We start from the raw sequence: 18,646 nt of genomic DNA on the forward strand, positions 1-18,646 counted from the left end.
GTGACCACACTCGCCGCCGCCGCGGATGCGGGCGGGGCCTTCGACTGGCTTCTCATCGCCGACGGAGCGGCCGTCGTCCTCGTGCTCATCGGGGCGCTGCTGTGTCTGACGGCGTCGATCGGCCTGCTGCGCCTGCGCGATGTGCCGTCGCGACTGCACGCCGCGACCAAGCCGCAGGTGCTCGGCCTCATGCTGATCTGTCTCGCGATCGCGCTGTCGCTGCGGTCGTGGCCGGTGGTCGCGACGCTCGTGCCGGTCGTGCTGTTCCAGCTCGCGACGGCGCCGCTCTCGGCGCACATGGTCGCGCGGGCGGCGTATCGCAACGGCACGTTCGACGAGAACGCGCTGTTCTCCGATGAGCTGCGCGACGCGCAGGAGACACCGCCCGCCTCGGGCGGATGAGGCCGAAACGGCGGCCGCGACTCAGCGAGCGGCGTGTGCGGCGGCGACGCCCGGGTTCGTGATCTCTCCCGCGCGGGTGTTGAGCCCCAGGGCCAGCGCGGGGTCTTCGGCGGTCGCGCGCTGCCAGCCCTTGTCGGCGAGGGCGCACACGTAGGGCAGGGTCGCGTTGGTGAGTGCGCGGGTGGAGGTCTCGGGTACCGCGCCGGGCATGTTGGCGACGCAGTAGTAGAGCGAGTCATGCACCGCGAACGTCGGGTCGTCGTGGGTCGTGGGTCGGGAGCCCTCGAAACAGCCGCCCTGGTCGATCGCGATGTCCACCAGCACGGAACCGGGTTTCATGGTCGCGACCATGTCGTCGGTCACGAGCTTCGGTGCCGCGGCGCCCGGGATCAGCACGGACCCGATCACGAGGTCGGCAGTGGCCACCTGTTCCGCGATCTCGTAGCGGCTCGACGCGCGGGTCTGCAGGGCGCCGCCGTAGCGCTTCTCGAGTTCGCGCAGCCGCGGCAGCGACACGTCGATGACCGTGACCTCGGCGCCCAGCCCCAGAGCATTCGCCGCCGCGTGCTCGCCGGCCACCCCGCCGCCGATCACCACCACGCGCGCGCGGGGCGTGCCGGCGATCCCCCCGAGCAGGGTGCCACGGCCGCCCGCCGCCCGCATCAGCGAGTAGGAGCCGACCGTGATCGAGAGTCGGCCGGCGACCTCGCTCATGGGCGTGAGCAGCGGGAGGCTGCGGTCCGGCAGCTGGACGGTCTCGTAAGCGATGCCGGTGGTGCCCGCCGCCAGCAGGGCGTCGGTGAGCGGGCGGTCCGCCGCGAGATGCAGGTAGGTGAAGAGCGCCAGGTCCGGGCGCAGGTGCGTGTACTCCGCCGCGACGGGTTCTTTGACCTTGACGAGCAGATCGGCCTCGGCCCACACATCGTCCGCGGAAGACACGATCGTGGCCCCTGCAGCCGCGTACTGCTCGTCGGAGATGCGCGAACCCGTCCCGGCGCCCGCCTGCACACGCACCTCGTGTCCCCGCACGACGAGCGCGTCCACTCCTGCCGGGGTGATCGCGACACGGTTCTCGTTGTTCTTGATCTCAGTGGGGATGCCGATCCGCATGGCGGGCCCTTCGGTCAGGTGAGTGCGGGAGAGCGCGGGTGTTGTCGGTACTTTTGCAGGATCTTCGTTTCGATGGGGTTACGGACGACGATCCTTCGGAGGGTAGGCACGTCAAGCTAGTCTGAATGGCATGAACGACCGCAGGACGGGCCCGTCGGCGAAGGATCTTCGGACGGAGGGGCTGGATGAGATCGACGCTCAGATCGTCGCAGCTCTCGCCCGTGACGGGCGCATGACCAACGCCGACCTCGCAACAGCTCTCGGGGTGGCGCCTTCCACGGCGCACGCGCGGGTGCGGGCCCTGACCGAGCGTGGCGTCATCACGGGGTTCCACGCCAGCATCGATCAGCGCTCGCTGGGAAAGGGCCTGCAGGCGATCATCGGTGTGACACTGCGGCCGGGTGCGCGCCAGAGCAGCATCACCGCGTTCGCCGACGAGGTGCGCCGACTGCCGCAGGTGCTGCAGGTGTGGTTCGTCGGCGGCACCGACGACTTCCTGGTGCACATCGCGGTGGACGGGTCGTCCCAGGTGCGCGAGTTCGTCGTCGAGCACCTCTCAGCTCAGCAGAGCGTCGCCTCGACGCGCACGAGCATCGTGTTCGAGTACCACCGCAACACGGTGGCCAGCCCGTTCCGCTGACCGGAGCGGGCTGCGGGCCCGGCCGTCAGTCGGTGCCGAAATCGAAGGCGGCGCCCTCGGAGGCCTCTTCGACAGCATCCGCCAGCGCGTCCCGCTCGGCATCGTGCGGCGCGGCGCTCTCGATGATGTCGTCGGCCTCGCCCGCCGTCACGCGACCGACGAGGGCGCCGGTGGCTCCGCCGATGAGGCCCAGGCCCGCGTACTGCTCGAGACGCGCGCGCGAGTCGGCGATGTCGAGGTTTCGCATCGTGAGCTGACCGATGCGGTCGACGGGCCCGAAGGCGGCGTCGCCCACACGTTCCATCGACAGCTTCTCCGGCGCGTAGGAGAGCGTCGAGCCCGTCGTGTCGAGAATCGTGTAGTCGTCTCCGCGCCGCAGGCGCAGGGTGACGGATCCCGAGATCGAGGTGCCGACCCACTTCTGGATCGAGTCGCGCAGCATGAGCGACTGCGGGTCGAGCCAGCGTCCCTCGTACATCAGGCGACCGAGGCGCCGGCCCTGCTCGTGGTAGGTCGCCAGGGTGTCTTCGTTGAGGATGCCATTGACCAGCCGCTCGTAGGCGATGAACAACAGGGCCATGCCCGGCGCCTCGTAGATACCGCGACTCTTGGCCTCGATGATGCGGTTCTCGATCTGGTCGCTCATCCCGAGGCCGTGGCGGCCGCCGATCGTGTTGGCCTGGCGGACCAGCTCGACCGGGTCGCCGTACTCCGTGCCGTTGAGCGCGACGGGTCGACCCGCTTCGAACGTGACCGTGACGTCCTCGGTGTCGATGGTGATCGCGGGGTCCCAGAATCGCACGCCCATGATCGGCTCGACGGTCTCGAGCGAGACGTCCAGGTGCTCGAGTGTCTTGGCTTCGTGCGTCGCGCCCCAGATGTTGGCGTCGGTCGAGTAGGCCTTCTCAGCCGAGTCGCGATACGGGAAACCGTGTGCGACGAGCCATTCGCTCATCTCCTTGCGTCCGCCGAGCTCGGTGACGAAGTCGGCGTCGAGCCAGGGCTTGTAGACGCGCAGGCGGGGGTTGGCGAGCAGGCCGTAGCGGTAGAAGCGCTCGATGTCGTTGCCCTTGTAGGTCGACCCGTCGCCCCAGATGTCGACGCCGTCCTCCTTCATGGCGCGCACGAGCAGGGTGCCGGTGACGGCGCGCCCGAGCGGTGTCGTGTTGAAGTAGGTGCGACCACCCGAGCGGATGTGGAAGGCCCCGCACGCCAGGGCGACGAAGCCCTCCTCGACCAGCGCGGTCTTGGCGTCCACGAGCCGGGCGACCTCGGCGCCGTACTCGAGCGCCCGGCCGGGCACCGCGTCGACGTCGGGCTCATCGGGCTGACCGAGGTCGCCGGTGTAGGTGCAGGGGATCGCGCCCTTGTCGCGCATCCAGGCGACGGCCACGGAGGTGTCCAGCCCTCCCGAAAAGGCGATGCCGACGCGCTCGCCGACGGGCAGGGACTGGAGGACCTTCGACATGGCCTCCAGTCTAGTGAGGGCGGATGCGCTCACTCAGCGCACGGCTGTGGCGACAGCATCCCGCTTTTCAGCGGCGAGATGGGCCGAGAACAGGAGATGGGTCGAGGACAGGAGCGGTGTGCCGCGCGGATCCTGTTCTCGGCGCGACTCCTGTCGTGGGTGCGGTCAGTGCGGCGATTGCACGCCGGGCGCGGTGCGGGACGCTGCCACCCGGGCGCCGCGCCAGCGCCCGACCGCGACGACGCCGAACGCGACGGTGACGATCGCGACGGCGATGCCGACGACGTACCCGATGACCCCGAGGTATCCGCCGGCGACGACGTTCGGATCGAGGAAGGGATACGGGTACCAGTACGGCACCCCCGTGCCCGGGTTGGTGATGTAGGGAGCCCGCACCAGCGTGTACAGGGCCCACGCGATCGGGTAGATCGCCACGATCAACGCCGCGCGCCACGGCAGCGCACGGCGGCGATAGCCGATGAGGGCGTCGACGAGCAGGAAGACGGGCACCCAGACGTGCAGGATCTCGTTCGACCAGCCCACGACGGCGCCCGGGGCCTGCTCGATGCCGCGCAGCAGGGTGTTGTAGACGATTCCGGTGACGACCATGTAGGTGGTCACGCAGGTGACGGCGAGGGCGATGCCCCAGGGTTCGGGGGTGGTGTCGCGTCGGCGGCGCAGCGCCCAGATCGCCGCGATCGCCAGGACGACCGCTGTGGCGAGGTTGGACTGGATCGTGAAGAAGCTGAAGAAGTTCGTCACCATCGTCGGAATGTGAGAGCCGTACGGGGTCGGGCTGACGAGGGCGAGGCTCAGCGAGCGCTCGAACTGGGCGAAGACGGCGACGACGGCCGCGGCGGCCACGAGCAGTCGAACGATCGGGTACAGCATGACCCTCCAGGGCGTCGACGGTGGGGCCAGGATATCGGCCCGGTAGGATCGTCAGGGCCGTCCGCGCCGCCCGGCGCCCGTCCCCAGGGGGTAGACCAATGCCAGGCATCGTGATCGTCGGCGTGCAGTGGGGCGACGAAGGAAAAGGCAAGGCGACCGACCTGCTCGGTGACCGCACCGACTGGGTCGTCAAATTCAACGGCGGCAACAACGCCGGACACACCGTGGTGATCGGCGACGAGAAGTACGCCCTGCACCTGCTGCCCTCGGGAATCCTCTCGCCCGGCGTGAACGCCGTCATCGGCAACGGCGTGGTCGTGGACCTCGAGGTGCTCTTCTACGAGCTCGAGGCGCTGAGCGCGCGCGGCGTCGACACGTCGCGGCTGCGCATCAGCGCGAACGCGCACATCATCACGCAGTACCACCGCACCCTCGACAAGGTCACCGAGCGCTTCCTGGGCAAGCGTCAGATCGGCACCACGGGGCGCGGCATCGGGCCCGCCTACGCCGACAAGATCAACCGCGTCGGCATCCGCGTGCAGGACCTCTTCGACGAGAACATCCTGCGCCAGAAGGTCGAGGGCGCGCTCGATCAGAAGAATCACCTGCTGGTGAAGGTCTTCAACCGTCGAGCCATCACCGTCGACGAGATCGTCGAAGACCTGCTCTCCTACGCCGAGCGGGTGCGTCCGATGGTCGATGACACCGGCCTGCTCCTGAACAACGCGCTCGACGCGGGCGACGTGGTCGTCTTCGAGGGCGGACAGGCCACGATGCTGGATGTCGACCACGGCACCTACCCGTTCGTCACCTCCTCGTCGGCGACCGCCGGCGGCGCGGCGATCGGCTCCGGTGTGGGCCCCAACCGGCTCGATCGCATCGTGGGCATCGTCAAGGCCTACACGACCCGCGTCGGGTCGGGCCCGTTCCCGACCGAGCTCTTCGACGAGCAGGGCGAATGGCTGCGCTCGCGCGGATTCGAGTTCGGCACGACCACGGGCCGCCCCCGCCGCGTGGGCTGGTACGACGCGCCCATCACGCGCTACGCCACACGGATCAACGGCATCACCGACCTCGTGCTGACCAAGCTCGACATCCTCTCGGGTCTTGATCAGATCCCGGTGTGCGTCGCCTACGACGTCGACGGCGAGCGTTTCGACGAGGTGCCGGTGAACCAGACCGACTTCCACCACGCGACGCCCATCCTCGAGTACTTCCCGGGTTGGAAGCAGGACATCTCCGGCGCCCGCACTTTCGATGATCTGCCGATCGAGGCGCAGGACTACGTGCTCGCCCTCGAGCAGATGAGCGGAACCCGCATCTCGGTGATCGGCGTCGGGGCGGCGCGCGACGCCGTCATCGTGCGCCACGACCTGGTCGACTGACCTTGCAATTCTGGGTCGGCGGCTGGGGTCCCGAGATGGACTCGGCCGCCGAGGGCGTCGGTGCACTCGCCGCCGGTGGGCTCGACGGTGCCTCGGCGGGAGGGCCGCTCGCATTCGTCGGCACGGTCGCCCGGGCGGCATCCCCCTCGTGGCTCGCGGCGCATCCCTCCCTCGACGTCGTGTACGCGACGCTCGAGAGCGAGGGCCGGCTGCAGGCCTACCGGCGCAGCGGGCGGTCCTCGCTCGCGCCGCTCGGCCGCGCGGTCGAGGTCGGCGACGCCGTCTGCCACGCCGCGGTGTCGTCCGACGGTGCCTTTCTCGTCGCGTCGTGCTGGGGTGACGGCCGGGTCGTGCGCATCGGGCTGGATGCTGTCGGCAGGCCGGTCTCCCGCGTCGAGGCCGCCGCGGCGGTCGATCCGCACGCGGGTTCGGGTTCGGGTTCGGGTTGGGGCTCGGGCGCAGGTGCGGGTGTTGGCGCGGGTGCGGGTCCTGCGTCGGCGGGAGCCGATGCGGCGACGGCGGTCGCGGTCGCAGGTGCGGGTGTCGGCGCGGGTGCGGGTCCAGCGGGTGCGGGTTCACCCTGGGCTGGTGCAGGAGGGGTGGACCTCGCCGCGGCCGCCCGTGCGCTGCGGGAAGCGACGGGTGCGGAGTTCGCCCACCTGGTGCCCGATCACGACCGGGAGGACCCGGGCGCTGTCGCCCCAGCATCCACCGTCGAGGGCGAGCCCGCGGAGGCGCCCGTGCGCGTCTCACGGGCTCATGCCGCCGCGTTCCTGCACTGCGGGCGCATCGCGACCACTGATCTCGGCTTCGATCTCGTGCGCATCTGGCGCGTGGATGCCGCAGGGCTCCGTGCCGACCACGAGGTGGTGCTGCCGCAGGGCTGCGGACCGCGACACATGATCGTGCACCCGAGCGGGCATCTCTATGTCGTGACGGAGTTCTCGTGCGAGGTGTTCGTGCTCGCCCCCGATGCGAGTGGACGATGGGGACTCGTCGGCGGGATGCCCGCGCCCGTCGGGTATCTTGCCGGCGACACGGGCGCCGAGATCGCCCTCTCGCGCGATGCGGAGTTCGTCTACACGGGTCTGCGCGGGAGCAACACCATCGCGGTCGCGCGGGTGCGCGGCCAGGGCGAGACGCTGGCGCCGGTCGCGCTCGTCGAGTCGGGGGTGGACTGGCCGCGGCATCACCTTGTCGTGCGCGACACGATGCTCGTCGCCGGTCAGCGCTCGAACGACGTGGTGTCGTTCTCGCTCGACATCCGCACGGGCGTGCCCGGCCGCGTGCGGCATCGCGCCGCGGTTCCCGCACCCACGCGGCTGCTGCCCGCCCGGCCCTGATCGCGCCGGCGTCGCGCGTCTGGGTCGCCTCCGGGCCTTGCGGCCCGGCCTCGGCGCCGGCGCCCGTTCCGGCCCCGCGCCCGCGTCCGCCCCGGCGCCGGCGCCCGCCCCGAACCCACATTTTTGCAGCGAACCGACATCCGTCGTGTGGTGGCTCGCTGCAAGAATGTGGGTTCGACGATCGGGCCGGGTAGCGCGACGCCGACCGCGCAACCCGCCGACCGTGCAACCGCCCGACCGCGCGACACCGACCGCGCGACGCCGACCGCGCAACGCGCCGACCGCGCGACACCGGCCGCGCGACGCCGACCGCGCGACGCAGGGAGACCGTTCCCCCGAGACCGCGCGACCGGCGCGGCGCCGTGTCAGACCTTGGCGTCCTGGCGTGGCACCCAGATCTGCTTGATGATCAGCAGGATCGAGGCCGAGATCGGGATCGCCACGAGCGCTCCGATGAGTCCGAGCAGCGTGCCACCGACGAGGGCGCCGATGACGACGAGCGCTCCGGGCACGTCCACGGCGCGGGACATGATGCGGGGCGTCAGCACGTATGCCTCGATCTGCATGTACACGAGGTAGACGAGGGCGAAGATCAAGGCGGCGACCGGGCTGGTGAACAGGGCGATGATGCTCGCGAAGATCCAGAACAGCACCGAACCGATCATCGGGATGAGGGTGATCAGGAACGCGAGGACCGCCATGAGTGCGGGAAAGGGCAATCCGAGCAGCGCGTGCAGGATGAAGGCCACGACGGAGTTCGCGAACGCGAGCGTGACCTGGCCCATCAGGTAACTGCCGATCGAGCCGGTGATCTGCTCCGTCATCGCCGCGAGGTTCGTGCGACCGCGCGCCGGAGTGAGGCGGTAGAACGCCTGCTTCATGGTCGGCAGCGACCCGAGGAAGAACAGCGTCAGCACGAGCGTGGTGAACCCGCCCGACACGACGGCCACCAGCCCCACACCGAACTGGAGGGCGCCCCCGCCGATCGTCGCGAGATGGCCGGGGTCGGTGAGGAAGCTCTGCAGAGCGGACAGCATGTCGGTCAGGCTCGCCCCGAACATGTCCTCGAGCGACTGGAACCACTCGGTCTGCTGCATCGATTGGATAAGGGTGGGGATGTCGCGGATGAACTGCGAGATCTGCGAGACGACCGTCGGGATGATCAGCCACAGCACGGCCACCACGACGACGACGAGCCCGAGCACGACGATCACGATGGACCACCCGCGCGGCACGCCGAGCTTCATGAGTCGATTGACGATCGGCTCGAGGCCCAGCGCGGCGAACAGCGCGAGCATGATGTAGATGAGCACGGTCGAAAGGTTCGACACGGCGAGCCCGATCACGAAGGCGGTGAGGGCGCCGAGGGTGACCATGAGACCGACCGCGAAGGGGCGGTCGATGCGCGCCCAGAACGAGCGGGCGGGCTCGCTTGTGACGGGGGTCGGCTGGTACGTGTCGGCGGCGACGACGTAGTGCGGATCGCCCGGGGCCGGAGCGAGGGTGAAGGAGTCGGCCGGGCTGGGTGCCTTCGCGGGCCGGGGCTGCTTTGCGCGGCGCCGCCGCGGCAGGGGCTCGTCGCCCGCATCGCGCGCTGCGCGGGGCGTCTTCTCGCTCATGGTCACACTCTAGGGGCGCGAGAGCGCGCTGCAGGTACCCTCGGTGGGGAGGAGGCCGACGTGAGCCAAGAGACCGATCCGCGCGAAGAGCTGCTGCGGCTGCGCGCCAGCATCGACAACATCGACGCCGCGCTGGTGTACATGCTGGCCGAGCGTTTTCGCTGCACCAAGCAGGTCGGTGTGCTCAAGGCCACGCACGAGATGCCCGCGTCCGACCCGACGCGCGAGGTCGAGCAGGTCGCGCGCCTGCGCCGCCTGGCGCTCGACGCCGACCTCGACCCGGCGTTCGCCGAGAAGTGGTTCAACTTCGTCGTCGCCGAGGTGATCCACCACCACGAGCAGGCGGCGAACGGGCGCTGAGGGGCGGAGGCGGCGCGGATGCTGGAGCCACAGCCCGCGGCGGGCCTAGCATTCGCTCATGACCCGTGAACTCCCCGTCGGCTCGCTGATCGGCTCGGACCTGCCCGCCCCCGCACACGTGCTCGCACCTCGTCTGAATCGACACACGTTCTGGTGCGGCCAGAGCGGTTCGGGAAAGACCTACGCGTTGGGGGTTCTCCTCGAGCAGGTGCTGCTGCACACGCGGCTGCCGCTGGTGATCCTCGACCCGAACTCCGACTTCGTGCGCCTCGGCGAGGTGCGCCAGGGTGTCGCCGCCGATGCGGCCGCGGAGCTGGCGTCGCGGGACATCCGCGTCTTCCGTCCCGGTGATGCCGTTCGGCCGCTGCACGCGCGCTTCCTGCAGCTGCCGCTGCGCTCGCGGGCCGCGCTCATGCAGATCGATCCGCTGGTCGATTTCGATGAGTACAACACGATGCTGCGTTTCGAGGACGAGATGCCGCACGTCAAGGACGGTGACCTCGTGGCGCACCTGCGCGCGGGTGAGGGCACGATCCGTCAACGACTCGCTACGCGCCTCGAGAACCTGGGTGTCGCCGACTGGGATCTGTGGGCGTGGGGCAAGCGGTCGATCACCGACGACATCGATGAGCGGCCCGATGCGGCCGTGCTCGATCTCGGCGGCTTCTCGACGCAGGCGGAGGCGCGCGCGGCGGCGCTCGCTGCGCTCGATCACCTCTGGGAGAAGCGGGAGGAGCGCATCGGGCGGCTCATCGTCATCGACGAGGCGCACAACCTGTGCCCGCCCGACCCCGCGAGCCCGGTCGATCGCCTGCTCACCGAACGCATCGTGCAGATCGCCGCCGAGGGACGCAAGTACGGGCTGTGGCTGCTGCTCTCCACGCAGCGTCCCACCAAGGTGCACCCCAACGCTCTCTCGCAGTGCGACAACCTCGCGCTCATGCGCATGAGCTCGCCTCGGGACCTCGACGATCTCGCCGAGGTGTTCGGGTACGCGCCGATGTCGCTGCTGGAGCGCTCCCCGGGATTCGCGCAGGGCCAGGCGCTCTTCGCGGGCGGGTTCGTGCAGGCGCCCGCCCTCGTGCAGATGGGCGAGCGCCTGACACAGGAGGGCGGACGTGATGTGCCGGTTCCGCTGCGGTGACGCGACAGCATCCATCGCCCCTGCGGCGAGCGGTTAGGGGACCGCGCGCCGCAGGGTGAGGAACGAGGATGCCGCGAGCACCGCGATCAGCAGCAGACCCCACAGGGTCAGGCCCGAGGCACCCTGCACCGCGAACCACTCGAACACGCGAGCCCAGGCGTTCATGCGGCCGGTCAGCCACATGAGGCCGACGAGCACCAGGCCGATGCCGACGAGCACGACGGTCAGCCACAGTGCACCGAACCGCTTGTAGATCGTGGCCGCCCAGAACCCGATGACGAAGAACAACATGGCCAGGGCGAAGTAGAACAGACCCGCCATCGCGGGCCCGGCGGCCCAGATCCAGTCGAGGTAGAAGAAGTAGCCGTTGACCCCCCACCCGCCCGTCGCACGCTCGATCAGGCCGCCGGCGACGAAGATGAGCGCCAGGATGCCGCCGGTCAGCACCGCCGTGAGCAGCGTGCCGAGGTAGAACTCGCGCCGGGTGACGCTCATCGCCTGCGAGAACGGAAACGTCAGCGTGAGCGCCTGCACCCCGACGACACCGAAGTACCACAGCGGCGCCTGCGCGCCTCCGCCGTACTTGGGGCTGTCGACGGGGATCATCGACCAGATCAGCAGACTCAGCACGAAGGCTCCCGCGAGCACGATCAGCGGCACCCAGATGTAGGTCTGCCGGTTGATCAGCTGCATGCGGACGACATTGAGTGTGCGACTCATCGGAGTGCTCCTTCATCGACGGTGGATGCTGCGGCGCGATCTTCGGCCGCCTTCTGGGTGACGCGCACGATCAGCTGCTGCAGCGACACGGGTGCGACGTCGAGGCCCGTCGCGTCGAGCTCGGCGCGGTCGGCCGCGTCCAGATGACCGAGAACGGTGACCGAGGCGACGCGGCCGAGCGTCTCGCGATGCAGCACCTCGCGCCCCGCGGTGAACGCGTCGACCGCGCCCGCGTCGCCGACGATGTTCGTGGCGCGATCGCGCACGGCGTCGGTGTCTTCGTCCATGAGGATGCGGCCCTGATCGATGACGATGACCTTCTCGATCAGGTTCGAGACCTCGTCGATCAGGTGGCTCGAGAGGATCACCGTGCGCGGGTGCTCGGTGTAGTCCTCGAGCAGGCGGTCGTAGAAGATCTGACGGGCGACGGCGTCGAGGCCCAGGTACGGCTCGTCGAAGAAAGTGATCTCGGCGCGCGAGGCCAGCCCGATGATCACGCCAACGGCCGAGAGCTGCCCGCGTGAGAGCTTCTTGATGCGGCGCTTGAGCGGCAGCTGGAAGTCGGCGACCAGGCGATCGGCGAGGGCCTGATCCCAGTGGGGGAAGAAGAGGCGCGCGGTGCGGAAGGCGTGCAGGGGCAGTGCGTCGTCGGGGTACTTCTGTCCCTCGCGGACGAAGCACATGCGCCGAAGCACGCGCGTGTTCTCGTACGGATGCTCGCCGAAGATGCGCACATCGCCCGAGGTCGCGAAGTTCTGCGCCGTCAGGATCGACATGACCGTGGTCTTGCCGGCGCCGTTGCGCCCGAGCAGCCCGTAGATGCGGTCCTTCTCGATCGTGAAACTGACATCGTCGACGGCGAGGGTGTCTCGATAGCGCTTGGTGAGGCTGTGCACCTCGATCACATCGGTCATGCGTCGGTCCTTTCTGAGGTCGCGGGAGAGGTGTTAGCGGCGGATGCGGCGGCTCGCTGCGTGATGAGCGCCGCGAGCTCGTCGGGGTCGATGCCGATGCGCGCGGCTTCGGCGAGGAGGGGTTCGAGGTAACGATCCGAAAACGCTTCACGGCGTGCCGTGCGCACTCTCTCGCGCGCGCCGGCGGCGACGAACATGCCGATTCCGCGGCGCTTGTAGAGCACACCCGTGTCGACGAGCATCGAGACTCCCTTCGCTGCGGTGGCCGGGTTGATGCGATAGAAGGCGGCCAGCTCGTTTGTCGACGGGGCCTGGGATTCTTCGTCCAGCGAGCCGTCCACGATCTGGTCCTCGATGCTCTCCGCGATCTGCAGGAAAAGCGCTCGGCCTTCTTCGATCACTCGGTCCTCCGGGGCTGGTGTAATGGTTACTTACTAAACTAAGTAACCATAGAACTCTGGATGCTGTCAACGGGCGTTTTGAGCGGCCGGAGTGATTTGACCTCGGCATCCCGCGTCTGATTGCCTCGAAGGAGGGCCGATCTCGGCCCGTAAGTCCAGTCCGCGTTCGCGCCGCCCCCAACCCGATGGGCGTGGCGGGCGAACGTACGGTTGATGGATCAGTGCGGACGACCCGATGTCCTCCGCCGGTGCGACGAACGCACGACGTCTGCGGACGCGTGCCCGTCGCCGGTGATCATCACCCGGGCGTAACCGATGCGGCCCCACCATGCGCAGCGGGCCGTCGAGGTGTGACCAGTGACCGTCGCGCACGCGATCGAGGCAACAGGCCTCTACAAAGTCTTCGGAAAGAATCCCAAACAAGCCGCCCGGCGCCTCGCCGCCGGGGAGAGCCGCACGCAGGTCGCGGACGCCGGAACGGCGGCCGTCATCGACGCGAGCTTCACCGTCGCGCCCGGCGAGATCTTCGTCATCATGGGCCTGTCGGGATCGGGTAAGTCGACGATCATCCGCATGCTCAACGGGCTGCACGATGCGACCGCCGGCACCATCACGGTGCAGGGCGAGACCATCACCGACATCCCGGCGAACAAGCTGCGTGAGATCCGGCGGGATCGGGTGTCGATGGTGTTCCAGCACTTCGCGCTGCTGCCGCACCGCACGGTCGCCGAGAACGTCGCCTACTCGCTGGAGCTGCGAGGCGTCGGCAAGGCCGAGCGCACGGCCAAGGCCGACGAGATCCTTGCCCTCGTGGGCCTCGAGGGGTGGGGTGACAAGCTGCCCTCGGCACTCTCCGGCGGCATGCAGCAGCGCGTCGGCATCGCGCGAGCACTCGCGGCCGACACCGACATCCTGCTCATGGACGAGGCCTTCAGCGCACTCGACCCCCTGATCCGCCGCGAGATGCAGGAGCAACTGCTGTCCCTGCAGCAGAAGCTGCAGAAGACGATCGTGTTCATCACGCACGACCTCAACGAGGCGATGTTCCTCGGCGATCGGATCGCGGTCATGCGCGACGGTCGCATCGTGCAGATCGGCACACCCGAAGACATCCTCACCGACCCCGCCAACGACTACGTCGAGCAGTTCGTGCAGGACGTCGATCGCGCCCGCGTGCTGACGGCCGCGAACGTCATGGAGCTTCCGCGTCCCGTCGTCAGCGAGAGCGGCGGCCCGCGCACGGCCCTGCGCCAGATGCGCGACGCGTACTCGTCGGCCGCGTACGTCGTCGGCCGTGATCGCCGGCTGCTCGGCATCGTGACGGATCGGGATGCGGTCAAGCTCGTCCGTCGCGGGGAGCGTTCGCTGTCGTCGGTGGTCACCCGCGTGCCGCAGAGCGTCTCGAAGGACGAGGTCCTGGTGAACCTGTTCGTACCCGCGGTGGAGTCGCCGCTGCCGCTCGCCGTGACGGATGACGAGGGCCGGTTGGTCGGCGTCATCCCCCGCGTCACCCTGCTGGCGGCCCTCGGACCCGGACCCAGCGACACCTCGGAGATCACGATCCTGCCCCAGCCTGTTCCCGCGACCGAGATCGATGCGGTGCTGGCGGCCTCCGCCACCGCCGACGAAGCGCCGGCCGGCGAGAGCGAGGGGGTGCGCTGATGGATGGTTTCCGCATTCCGCTCGGGGACTGGATCGACACCGGTGTGGACTGGCTGCGCGACAACCTCGCGGGGCTCTTCGACGTCATCACCGTCGTCGTGCGGTTCCTGGTCGACGGCCTCACCGACGGGCTCGTCGCCATCCCGGTGTTCGTGGCGATCGCGCTCTTCGCGCTGCTGGGCTGGTTCTTCCGGTCGTGGCAGATGGCTCTCGGCACCGCGCTGACATTCACCCTGATCGTCGCGATGGACCTGTGGGTGCCCGCGATGCAGACGCTCTCGCTCGTGCTCGTCGCGACGCTGGTGGCGCTGCTGATCGGGATTCCGCTGGGCATCTGGTCGGCGCGCAACGACACCGTGCGCGCCATCCTCAAGCCCGTGCTCGATTTCATGCAGACGATGCCCGCGTTCGTCTACCTGATCCCCGCGATCACGTTCTTCAGCATCGGTGTCGTGCCGGGACTCGTCGCGACGGTCATCTTCGCGCTGCCCCCCGGGGTGCGCCTGACCGAGCTGGGCATCCGCGGCGTCGACTCGGAGACGGTCGAGGCCGGGCACGCATTCGGCGCCACGCCCGGACAGATTCTGCGCGGCATCCAACTGCCCCTCGCCACGCCGACGATCATGGCGGGCGTCAACCAGGTCATCATGCTCGCGCTGTCGATGGCGGTGCTGGCGGGAATCGTCGGCGCCGACGGCCTCGGCAAGATCGTCGTGCAGTCGGTCTCGACCGTCAACCTCGCGCTCGGCGTCGAGGCGGGCCTGGGCGTCGTGATCCTCGCGGTCTTCCTCGATCGCGTCACGGCCGCGCTCGGAAACCCCGCCGACTACCCGAGATCACTGCGGGGCGTGCTCGGGCGCCGTCGCGCGGCGGGGTCGCGCAGCGGTGGCCCGGCCGGGGGCTCGAACGCTGCGGCCGAGCAGGCCGAGCGCGAGGTCGCGTCGCCGCGGCGGGCTCCCGTCGGTGGCGGCGCCGTCTGAATCCCGCAGATCCACAACTGAAAACCCATACGAAACGCATGCAATCACACATGAAGATGAAGGGAAGCACCATGAGAAATCGCAAGCTGACAGGAATCCTCGCCGTCGGAGCGGCCGCGACGCTGACGCTCGCCGGCTGCTCGGGCGACGCCGGTGACAACGGAACCGGCGACACCGGCTCGGAGGACATGGGCACGATCACCCTCGGGTTCCTCCCGTCGTGGACCGACGGACTGAGCACCGCGTACCTGCTCGAGAACCAGCTCGAGAAGCTGGGCTACACGGTCGAGATGGAAGAGCTCACCGAGGCGGGACCGCTGTACACGGGCCTCGCGCAGGGTGACGTCGACATGTATCCGTCGGCCTGGCCCGAGGTCACGCACGCCGAGTACATGGAAGAGTACGGCGACGACATCGAAGACATCGGCGCCTACTACGAGGGTGCCGTGCTCACGATCGCCGTGCCCGACTACGTCGAGATCTCCTCGATCGAGGAGCTGAAGGGCAACGCCGACATGTTCGGCGGACAGATCATCGGCATCGAGCCCGGCGCCGGTCTCACGCGCGTGACGCAGGAGGAGATGATCCCGGCCTACGAGCTGGGCGACGAGTACGAGCTCGTCACCTCGTCGACGGCCGCGATGCTCACCGAGCTCGAGAACGCGATCGCCGCCGAAGAGAACATCGTTGTGACGTCCTGGCGTCCCTTCTGGGCCAACGACGCCTACAACCTGCGCGACCTCGAAGACCCCATGGGCGCCATGGGCGAGCCCGAGGCGCTGCACTTCCTCGGGACGAGCGACTTCTCGGAGCGCTTCCCCGAGGCGGCCGAGCTGATCGCCGGCATCGAGCTGGATGACGCGCAGTACGCCTCCCTCGAGGACATGGTCGTGAACGAGTACGGCGAGGGCAACGAGCCCGAGGCCATCGAGGCCTGGCTCGAGGCCAACCCGGACGCGTTCGACACGATCATCACCGAGTGATCGCGCTCTAGCGGCTGTGCGAGCGGGTCCCGGCTTCGGCCGGGGCCCGCTTTGGCGTGTCGCCGGCGCCGGGTGGCAGCATCCCGTTCGTCTCGCGCTGGCCGCGCTGGTCGCGTTGGTGCTCGCCTGTCGCGTTGTGTGGGTGTGGATGCTGCGTACCCGCATTTTGCGACAGGGGAGCATCTTGCGGCTCGGGTCCCTGGTGCTCGCCTGTCGCGTTGTGTGGGTGTGGATGCTGCGTACCCGCATTTTGCGACAGCGGAGCGTGGATGGCGGGGTGGATGCTGCGTGCCGCGTGTCAGGTGCGCGACTCGTGCCGCGCGGGCTTGAGCCGAGCGGGGGCGTCGTGCGCGTCGACCCACTCGCACACGAAGGAGCCCCGATACCCGAAGAGGAATCCGAATCGGTGGTTGTGCACCTCCAGCTCGACGTGGAAGCGCTGATCGTCGTCGTCGAAGTACTCCTTCAGCCGCGCGCGCCCGCTCAGCAGGAGCGGGAAGGCGAAGCCGATCGGCCCCGCGAAGAACCGCTGCGTGTCAGAGGTGAGCAGCAGGCCTCCGCGCTCATCGATGCGAAGGTCGAGCTCGACGGCGAGGTGCTGATGCGTGCCCAGATAGTCGAGCACGCGACCGCCGTCGAGGATCATCGTCGCGTCGAAGCGGCGCCGGTGGGCACCCACGGTGTACTCGCGGACGAAGGTGACCGTCTCGCGTCCGAGTGGATCGCGGTACGGATAGTTCTCGATGACGAAGGGCACCCGCACGCCGGTGTCGGGGACGAGGATGTTCCGGAGTCTCCCGATCTGGAGGAACGGCACCGTCCACCAGGGTCCGCGCCGGATCTCGTCCATCACACCCCGCCCGATGCACGCCTCTCCCGCGTCGAGCCCGACGCCGAACCGGCGGCGCATCATGGGGTGCAGGCGGGCGAAATCCTCGCCGAGCGCGCGTTCGAAGATCGACGTCATGAGGGAGACGTCACGAGGGAGATGCCGGGTCGGGGAGGGCAGCAAGCGTCGCCGGAGCGCTCCGCACGAGCTCCGTCCGCTTTCCATACGCGGGCCTGCGACGGCACCGTGTCGCGCGCGGTCGGTCCGGCCGCCACCACCACGCGACGCTCCACAGCGGCCATCGCTCGGGCGGGTCGTCTGACTCGATCCAGAGGCGGAGTCGATCGAAGCTCCAGGCCGTCGCCCAACCGAGCAGTGGGCGGACGACGACATCCAGCATCCCCCAGCCGGCGTCGTAGTCATATCCGGTGATGAAGCGGGTGCCGCCCTCGACGGGCACGTAGCGCCAATATCCGCGACCTGAGCGGATCGGCGACATCCGGTCGCGGGTGTGGAACCGCAGCGCGGACGTGCGCGTGCCGTCGGGCCGGTCGTGTTCGCCGATGCTCACGCCGGTACCGCGCACGACGTGACCCGGCACGCGACGCTCATAGGTGAATCGGGTGGCGCCGTCCTGCGTCTTGTCGACCGGCATGATGCGCGTGAATCTGACGTCCCAGCGCACGTGCGCGCGCGGATCCTGCGTCGCGCGCCACACGGCATCGACATCGGCGCAGATCGTCGTCTCCACATAGATGCCGCGCCCGCTCACAACACGACGCTACGACAGCGGGCGCCGCCCGCGGACGGCGCGCGCCGGTGCGCCGCGGGATGCTCGCTTGGTGGCGCCGTCTTCGCTCGCCTGTCGCGTTGTGTGGGTGTGGATGCTGCGCACCCGCATTTTGCGACAGGGGAGCATCTTGCGGCTCGGGTCCCTGGCGCTCGCCTGTCGCGTTGTGCCGGTGTGGATGCTGCGTACCCGCATCTCGCGACAGGGGAACCGTTCCTCGAGCCGGTCAGTCGGTGGGTGGACGCCGCAGCCGCTTGGTGTCGGTGCGGTGCCGCTTCGCCGTGAGGCGACGCTCCTTCGCGCCTCGAGTCGGCTTCGTCGCGCGCCGCGTCGGGGACGGTGGCCGCAGCGCATCCGCCACGAGGGCCGCGAGTCGGGCGCGCGCCGCCTCCCGGTTGCGGACCTGCGCGCGATGTTCGGAGGCCGCGATCGTCAGGACCCCGTCGACGAGGCGACCGCCGAGGCCGTCGAGCAGCCGCTCGCGCTGAGTCGGCGAGAGGGCACGGGAGTGGACAGCATCCCACAGCAGTTCCACACGCGAGTCGGTGGTGTTGACGCCCTGCCCGCCCGGGCCGGACGAGCGGGAGAAGCGCCAGATCAGCTCTGCGTCGGGGATCGTCAGGCTCGCGGTGACCCGAAGGCCGGCACGATGGGGCGCGGGCACGAGACCTACCGGGCCGGGTCGGCCAGGGCTGCCCGCACGTACGCCACGATCGCGTTGGCGTGCCCGTGCCCCATGCCATGCTCGGCCTTGAGGTATGCCACGACCTGCATGTGCGGGTGATCGGCCAGGCGATCGGCGGCGATGTCGAGCCACTCCTGCACCGGGTGCCCGTACGCCTGCTCGATGCTCGCGAAGTACGACGCCGGTCCTTTCGGCTTCGAACCGTCGGCGGGTGGGTCAGGGGCGAAGACACGTCGAGCGCTCATGCAGCCAGGATAGGAGTGCTCAGCTCCGGATGATGCCGGTGACGAGTGCGGCGAGACGATCGAGATCGGCCCCTC

General features: G+C 69.2%; 20 protein-coding genes. 9 read left to right on the top strand and 11 right to left on the bottom strand.

Annotated elements, in window-relative coordinates:
• Positions 1 to 402: a monovalent cation/H(+) antiporter subunit G gene (mnhG, locus tag AB2L57_RS00215; protein WP_409047773.1), complete on the top strand. Its 402-nt coding sequence runs from the start codon at positions 1 to 3 to the stop codon at positions 400 to 402.
• Between the two features lie 21 nt (positions 403 to 423).
• Here mnhG and ald read toward each other — a convergent pair whose 3' ends face one another.
• Positions 424 to 1,512 carry an alanine dehydrogenase gene (gene ald, locus AB2L57_RS00220; RefSeq protein ID WP_409047774.1) on the bottom strand — a complete coding sequence of 363 codons (1,089 nt, stop codon included), beginning with the start codon at positions 1,510 to 1,512 and terminating at the stop codon, positions 424 to 426.
• Positions 1,513 to 1,642: 130 nt separating this feature from the next.
• Here ald and AB2L57_RS00225 point away from each other — a divergent pair, with 130 nt between their 5' ends.
• Positions 1,643 to 2,152 carry an Lrp/AsnC family transcriptional regulator gene (locus tag AB2L57_RS00225; protein WP_409047775.1) on the top strand — a complete coding sequence of 170 codons (510 nt, stop codon included), beginning with the start codon at positions 1,643 to 1,645 and terminating at the stop codon, positions 2,150 to 2,152.
• Between the two features lie 25 nt (positions 2,153 to 2,177).
• On the opposite strand, the gene argG is transcribed toward AB2L57_RS00225, so the two are convergent.
• Together argG and AB2L57_RS00235 are read right to left on the bottom strand one after the other, a co-directional pair.
• A complete protein-coding gene (gene argG, locus AB2L57_RS00230; protein ID WP_409047776.1) occupies positions 2,178 to 3,620 on the bottom strand; it encodes an argininosuccinate synthase in 1,443 nt (480 codons plus the stop codon).
• A gap of 165 nt (positions 3,621 to 3,785) precedes the next feature.
• A complete protein-coding gene (locus tag AB2L57_RS00235; protein WP_292814564.1) occupies positions 3,786 to 4,511 on the bottom strand; it encodes a Pr6Pr family membrane protein in 726 nt (241 codons plus the stop codon).
• A 98-nt stretch (positions 4,512 to 4,609) separates the two neighbouring features.
• On the opposite strand from AB2L57_RS00235, the gene AB2L57_RS00240 reads away from it, so the two are divergent.
• Positions 4,610 to 5,896 carry an adenylosuccinate synthase gene (locus AB2L57_RS00240; protein WP_409047777.1) on the top strand — a complete coding sequence of 429 codons (1,287 nt, stop codon included), beginning with the start codon at positions 4,610 to 4,612 and terminating at the stop codon, positions 5,894 to 5,896.
• A gap of 2 nt (positions 5,897 to 5,898) precedes the next feature.
• Positions 5,899 to 7,239, top strand: a complete 1,341-nt coding sequence (locus tag AB2L57_RS00245) for a lactonase family protein (protein WP_409047778.1) — start codon at positions 5,899 to 5,901, stop codon at positions 7,237 to 7,239.
• A 365-nt stretch (positions 7,240 to 7,604) separates the two neighbouring features.
• On the opposite strand, the gene AB2L57_RS00250 is transcribed toward AB2L57_RS00245, so the two are convergent.
• The gene (locus tag AB2L57_RS00250; RefSeq protein ID WP_409047779.1) at positions 7,605 to 8,858 is read right to left on the bottom strand and encodes an AI-2E family transporter; all 1,254 of its coding nucleotides are present in this window, start codon (positions 8,856 to 8,858) and stop codon (positions 7,605 to 7,607) included.
• Positions 8,859 to 8,918: 60 nt separating this feature from the next.
• On the opposite strand from AB2L57_RS00250, the gene AB2L57_RS00255 reads away from it, so the two are divergent.
• Positions 8,919 to 9,218, top strand: coding sequence for a chorismate mutase (locus AB2L57_RS00255; RefSeq protein ID WP_292814551.1), 300 nt, complete (start codon positions 8,919 to 8,921; stop codon positions 9,216 to 9,218).
• A 58-nt stretch (positions 9,219 to 9,276) separates the two neighbouring features.
• Positions 9,277 to 10,362: an ATP-binding protein gene (locus AB2L57_RS00260; RefSeq protein ID WP_409047780.1), complete on the top strand. Its 1,086-nt coding sequence runs from the start codon at positions 9,277 to 9,279 to the stop codon at positions 10,360 to 10,362.
• Positions 10,363 to 10,395: 33 nt separating this feature from the next.
• On the opposite strand, the gene AB2L57_RS00265 is transcribed toward AB2L57_RS00260, so the two are convergent.
• Genes AB2L57_RS00265 through AB2L57_RS00275 form a run of 3 tightly spaced genes read right to left on the bottom strand, consistent with a single transcriptional unit; the run spans position 10,396 to position 12,397 of the window.
• Complete coding sequence (locus AB2L57_RS00265) at positions 10,396 to 11,082, bottom strand: hypothetical protein (RefSeq protein WP_292814546.1); 687 nt, start codon at positions 11,080 to 11,082, stop codon at positions 10,396 to 10,398.
• Positions 11,079 to 11,996 (bottom strand): ABC transporter ATP-binding protein, encoded by a 918-nt coding sequence (locus AB2L57_RS00270; RefSeq protein WP_409047781.1) that lies wholly within the window; start codon positions 11,994 to 11,996, stop codon positions 11,079 to 11,081. Before AB2L57_RS00270 ends, AB2L57_RS00265 begins: the two co-directional genes overlap by 4 nt.
• Entirely contained in the window at positions 11,993 to 12,397 is a 405-nt protein-coding gene (locus AB2L57_RS00275) for a GntR family transcriptional regulator (RefSeq protein ID WP_409047782.1), read from the bottom strand. The genes AB2L57_RS00270 and AB2L57_RS00275 overlap by 4 nt, the downstream gene beginning before the upstream one ends.
• Positions 12,398 to 12,754: 357 nt before the next feature.
• Here AB2L57_RS00275 and AB2L57_RS00280 point away from each other — a divergent pair, with 357 nt between their 5' ends.
• The 3 genes from AB2L57_RS00280 to AB2L57_RS00290 all read left to right on the top strand — a co-directional run bounded on the left by AB2L57_RS00280 (position 12,755) and on the right by AB2L57_RS00290 (position 16,022).
• Positions 12,755 to 14,059, top strand: a complete 1,305-nt coding sequence (locus tag AB2L57_RS00280) for a glycine betaine/L-proline ABC transporter ATP-binding protein (RefSeq protein ID WP_292812264.1) — start codon at positions 12,755 to 12,757, stop codon at positions 14,057 to 14,059.
• Positions 14,059 to 15,039 (top strand): proline/glycine betaine ABC transporter permease, encoded by a 981-nt coding sequence (locus AB2L57_RS00285; protein WP_292812267.1) that lies wholly within the window; start codon positions 14,059 to 14,061, stop codon positions 15,037 to 15,039. Before AB2L57_RS00280 ends, AB2L57_RS00285 begins: the two co-directional genes overlap by 1 nt.
• A gap of 71 nt (positions 15,040 to 15,110) precedes the next feature.
• Positions 15,111 to 16,022, top strand: a complete 912-nt coding sequence (locus AB2L57_RS00290) for a glycine betaine ABC transporter substrate-binding protein (RefSeq protein ID WP_292812269.1) — start codon at positions 15,111 to 15,113, stop codon at positions 16,020 to 16,022.
• A gap of 298 nt (positions 16,023 to 16,320) precedes the next feature.
• Here AB2L57_RS00290 and AB2L57_RS00295 read toward each other — a convergent pair whose 3' ends face one another.
• The 4 genes from AB2L57_RS00295 to AB2L57_RS00310 form a co-directional block, all read right to left on the bottom strand.
• Positions 16,321 to 16,989: a DUF4166 domain-containing protein gene (locus AB2L57_RS00295; protein WP_292812270.1), complete on the bottom strand. Its 669-nt coding sequence runs from the start codon at positions 16,987 to 16,989 to the stop codon at positions 16,321 to 16,323.
• Between the two features lie 10 nt (positions 16,990 to 16,999).
• Positions 17,000 to 17,623 carry an SRPBCC family protein gene (locus AB2L57_RS00300; protein ID WP_409047783.1) on the bottom strand — a complete coding sequence of 208 codons (624 nt, stop codon included), beginning with the start codon at positions 17,621 to 17,623 and terminating at the stop codon, positions 17,000 to 17,002.
• A 244-nt stretch (positions 17,624 to 17,867) separates the two neighbouring features.
• Positions 17,868 to 18,305, bottom strand: coding sequence for an alternative ribosome rescue aminoacyl-tRNA hydrolase ArfB (gene arfB / locus AB2L57_RS00305; protein ID WP_292812274.1), 438 nt, complete (start codon positions 18,303 to 18,305; stop codon positions 17,868 to 17,870).
• A gap of 5 nt (positions 18,306 to 18,310) precedes the next feature.
• A complete protein-coding gene (locus AB2L57_RS00310; protein ID WP_409047784.1) occupies positions 18,311 to 18,571 on the bottom strand; it encodes a DUF4287 domain-containing protein in 261 nt (86 codons plus the stop codon).
• Positions 18,572 to 18,646: the final 75 nt, after the last annotated feature.

This window comes from Microbacterium sp. HA-8 (genome assembly GCF_046111165.1).
Taxonomy (GTDB): Bacteria; Actinomycetota; Actinomycetes; order Actinomycetales; family Microbacteriaceae; genus Microbacterium.

Excerpts from the sequence above, each read along its gene's own strand:
- AB2L57_RS00235 (WP_292814564.1), bottom strand. The coding sequence starts at position 4,511 with ATGCTGTACCCGATCGTTCGACTGCTCGTGGCCGCCGCGGCCGTCGTC.
- AB2L57_RS00290 (WP_292812269.1), top strand. The coding sequence starts at position 15,111 with ATGAGAAATCGCAAGCTGACAGGAATCCTCGCCGTCGGAGCGGCCGCG.
- AB2L57_RS00225 (WP_409047775.1), top strand. The coding sequence starts at position 1,643 with ATGAACGACCGCAGGACGGGCCCGTCGGCGAAGGATCTTCGGACGGAG.
- AB2L57_RS00260 (WP_409047780.1), top strand. The coding sequence starts at position 9,277 with ATGACCCGTGAACTCCCCGTCGGCTCGCTGATCGGCTCGGACCTGCCC.
- AB2L57_RS00285 (WP_292812267.1), top strand. The coding sequence starts at position 14,059 with ATGGATGGTTTCCGCATTCCGCTCGGGGACTGGATCGACACCGGTGTG.
- AB2L57_RS00250 (WP_409047779.1), bottom strand. The coding sequence starts at position 8,858 with ATGAGCGAGAAGACGCCCCGCGCAGCGCGCGATGCGGGCGACGAGCCC.
- AB2L57_RS00240 (WP_409047777.1), top strand. The coding sequence starts at position 4,610 with ATGCCAGGCATCGTGATCGTCGGCGTGCAGTGGGGCGACGAAGGAAAA.
- AB2L57_RS00310 (WP_409047784.1), bottom strand. The coding sequence starts at position 18,571 with ATGAGCGCTCGACGTGTCTTCGCCCCTGACCCACCCGCCGACGGTTCG.
- argG (WP_409047776.1), bottom strand. The coding sequence starts at position 3,620 with ATGTCGAAGGTCCTCCAGTCCCTGCCCGTCGGCGAGCGCGTCGGCATC.
- AB2L57_RS00295 (WP_292812270.1), bottom strand. The coding sequence starts at position 16,989 with ATGACGTCGATCTTCGAACGCGCGCTCGGCGAGGATTTCGCCCGCCTG.
- AB2L57_RS00265 (WP_292814546.1), bottom strand. The coding sequence starts at position 11,082 with ATGAGTCGCACACTCAATGTCGTCCGCATGCAGCTGATCAACCGGCAG.
- ald (WP_409047774.1), bottom strand. The coding sequence starts at position 1,512 with ATGCGGATCGGCATCCCCACTGAGATCAAGAACAACGAGAACCGTGTC.
- AB2L57_RS00270 (WP_409047781.1), bottom strand. The coding sequence starts at position 11,996 with ATGACCGATGTGATCGAGGTGCACAGCCTCACCAAGCGCTATCGAGAC.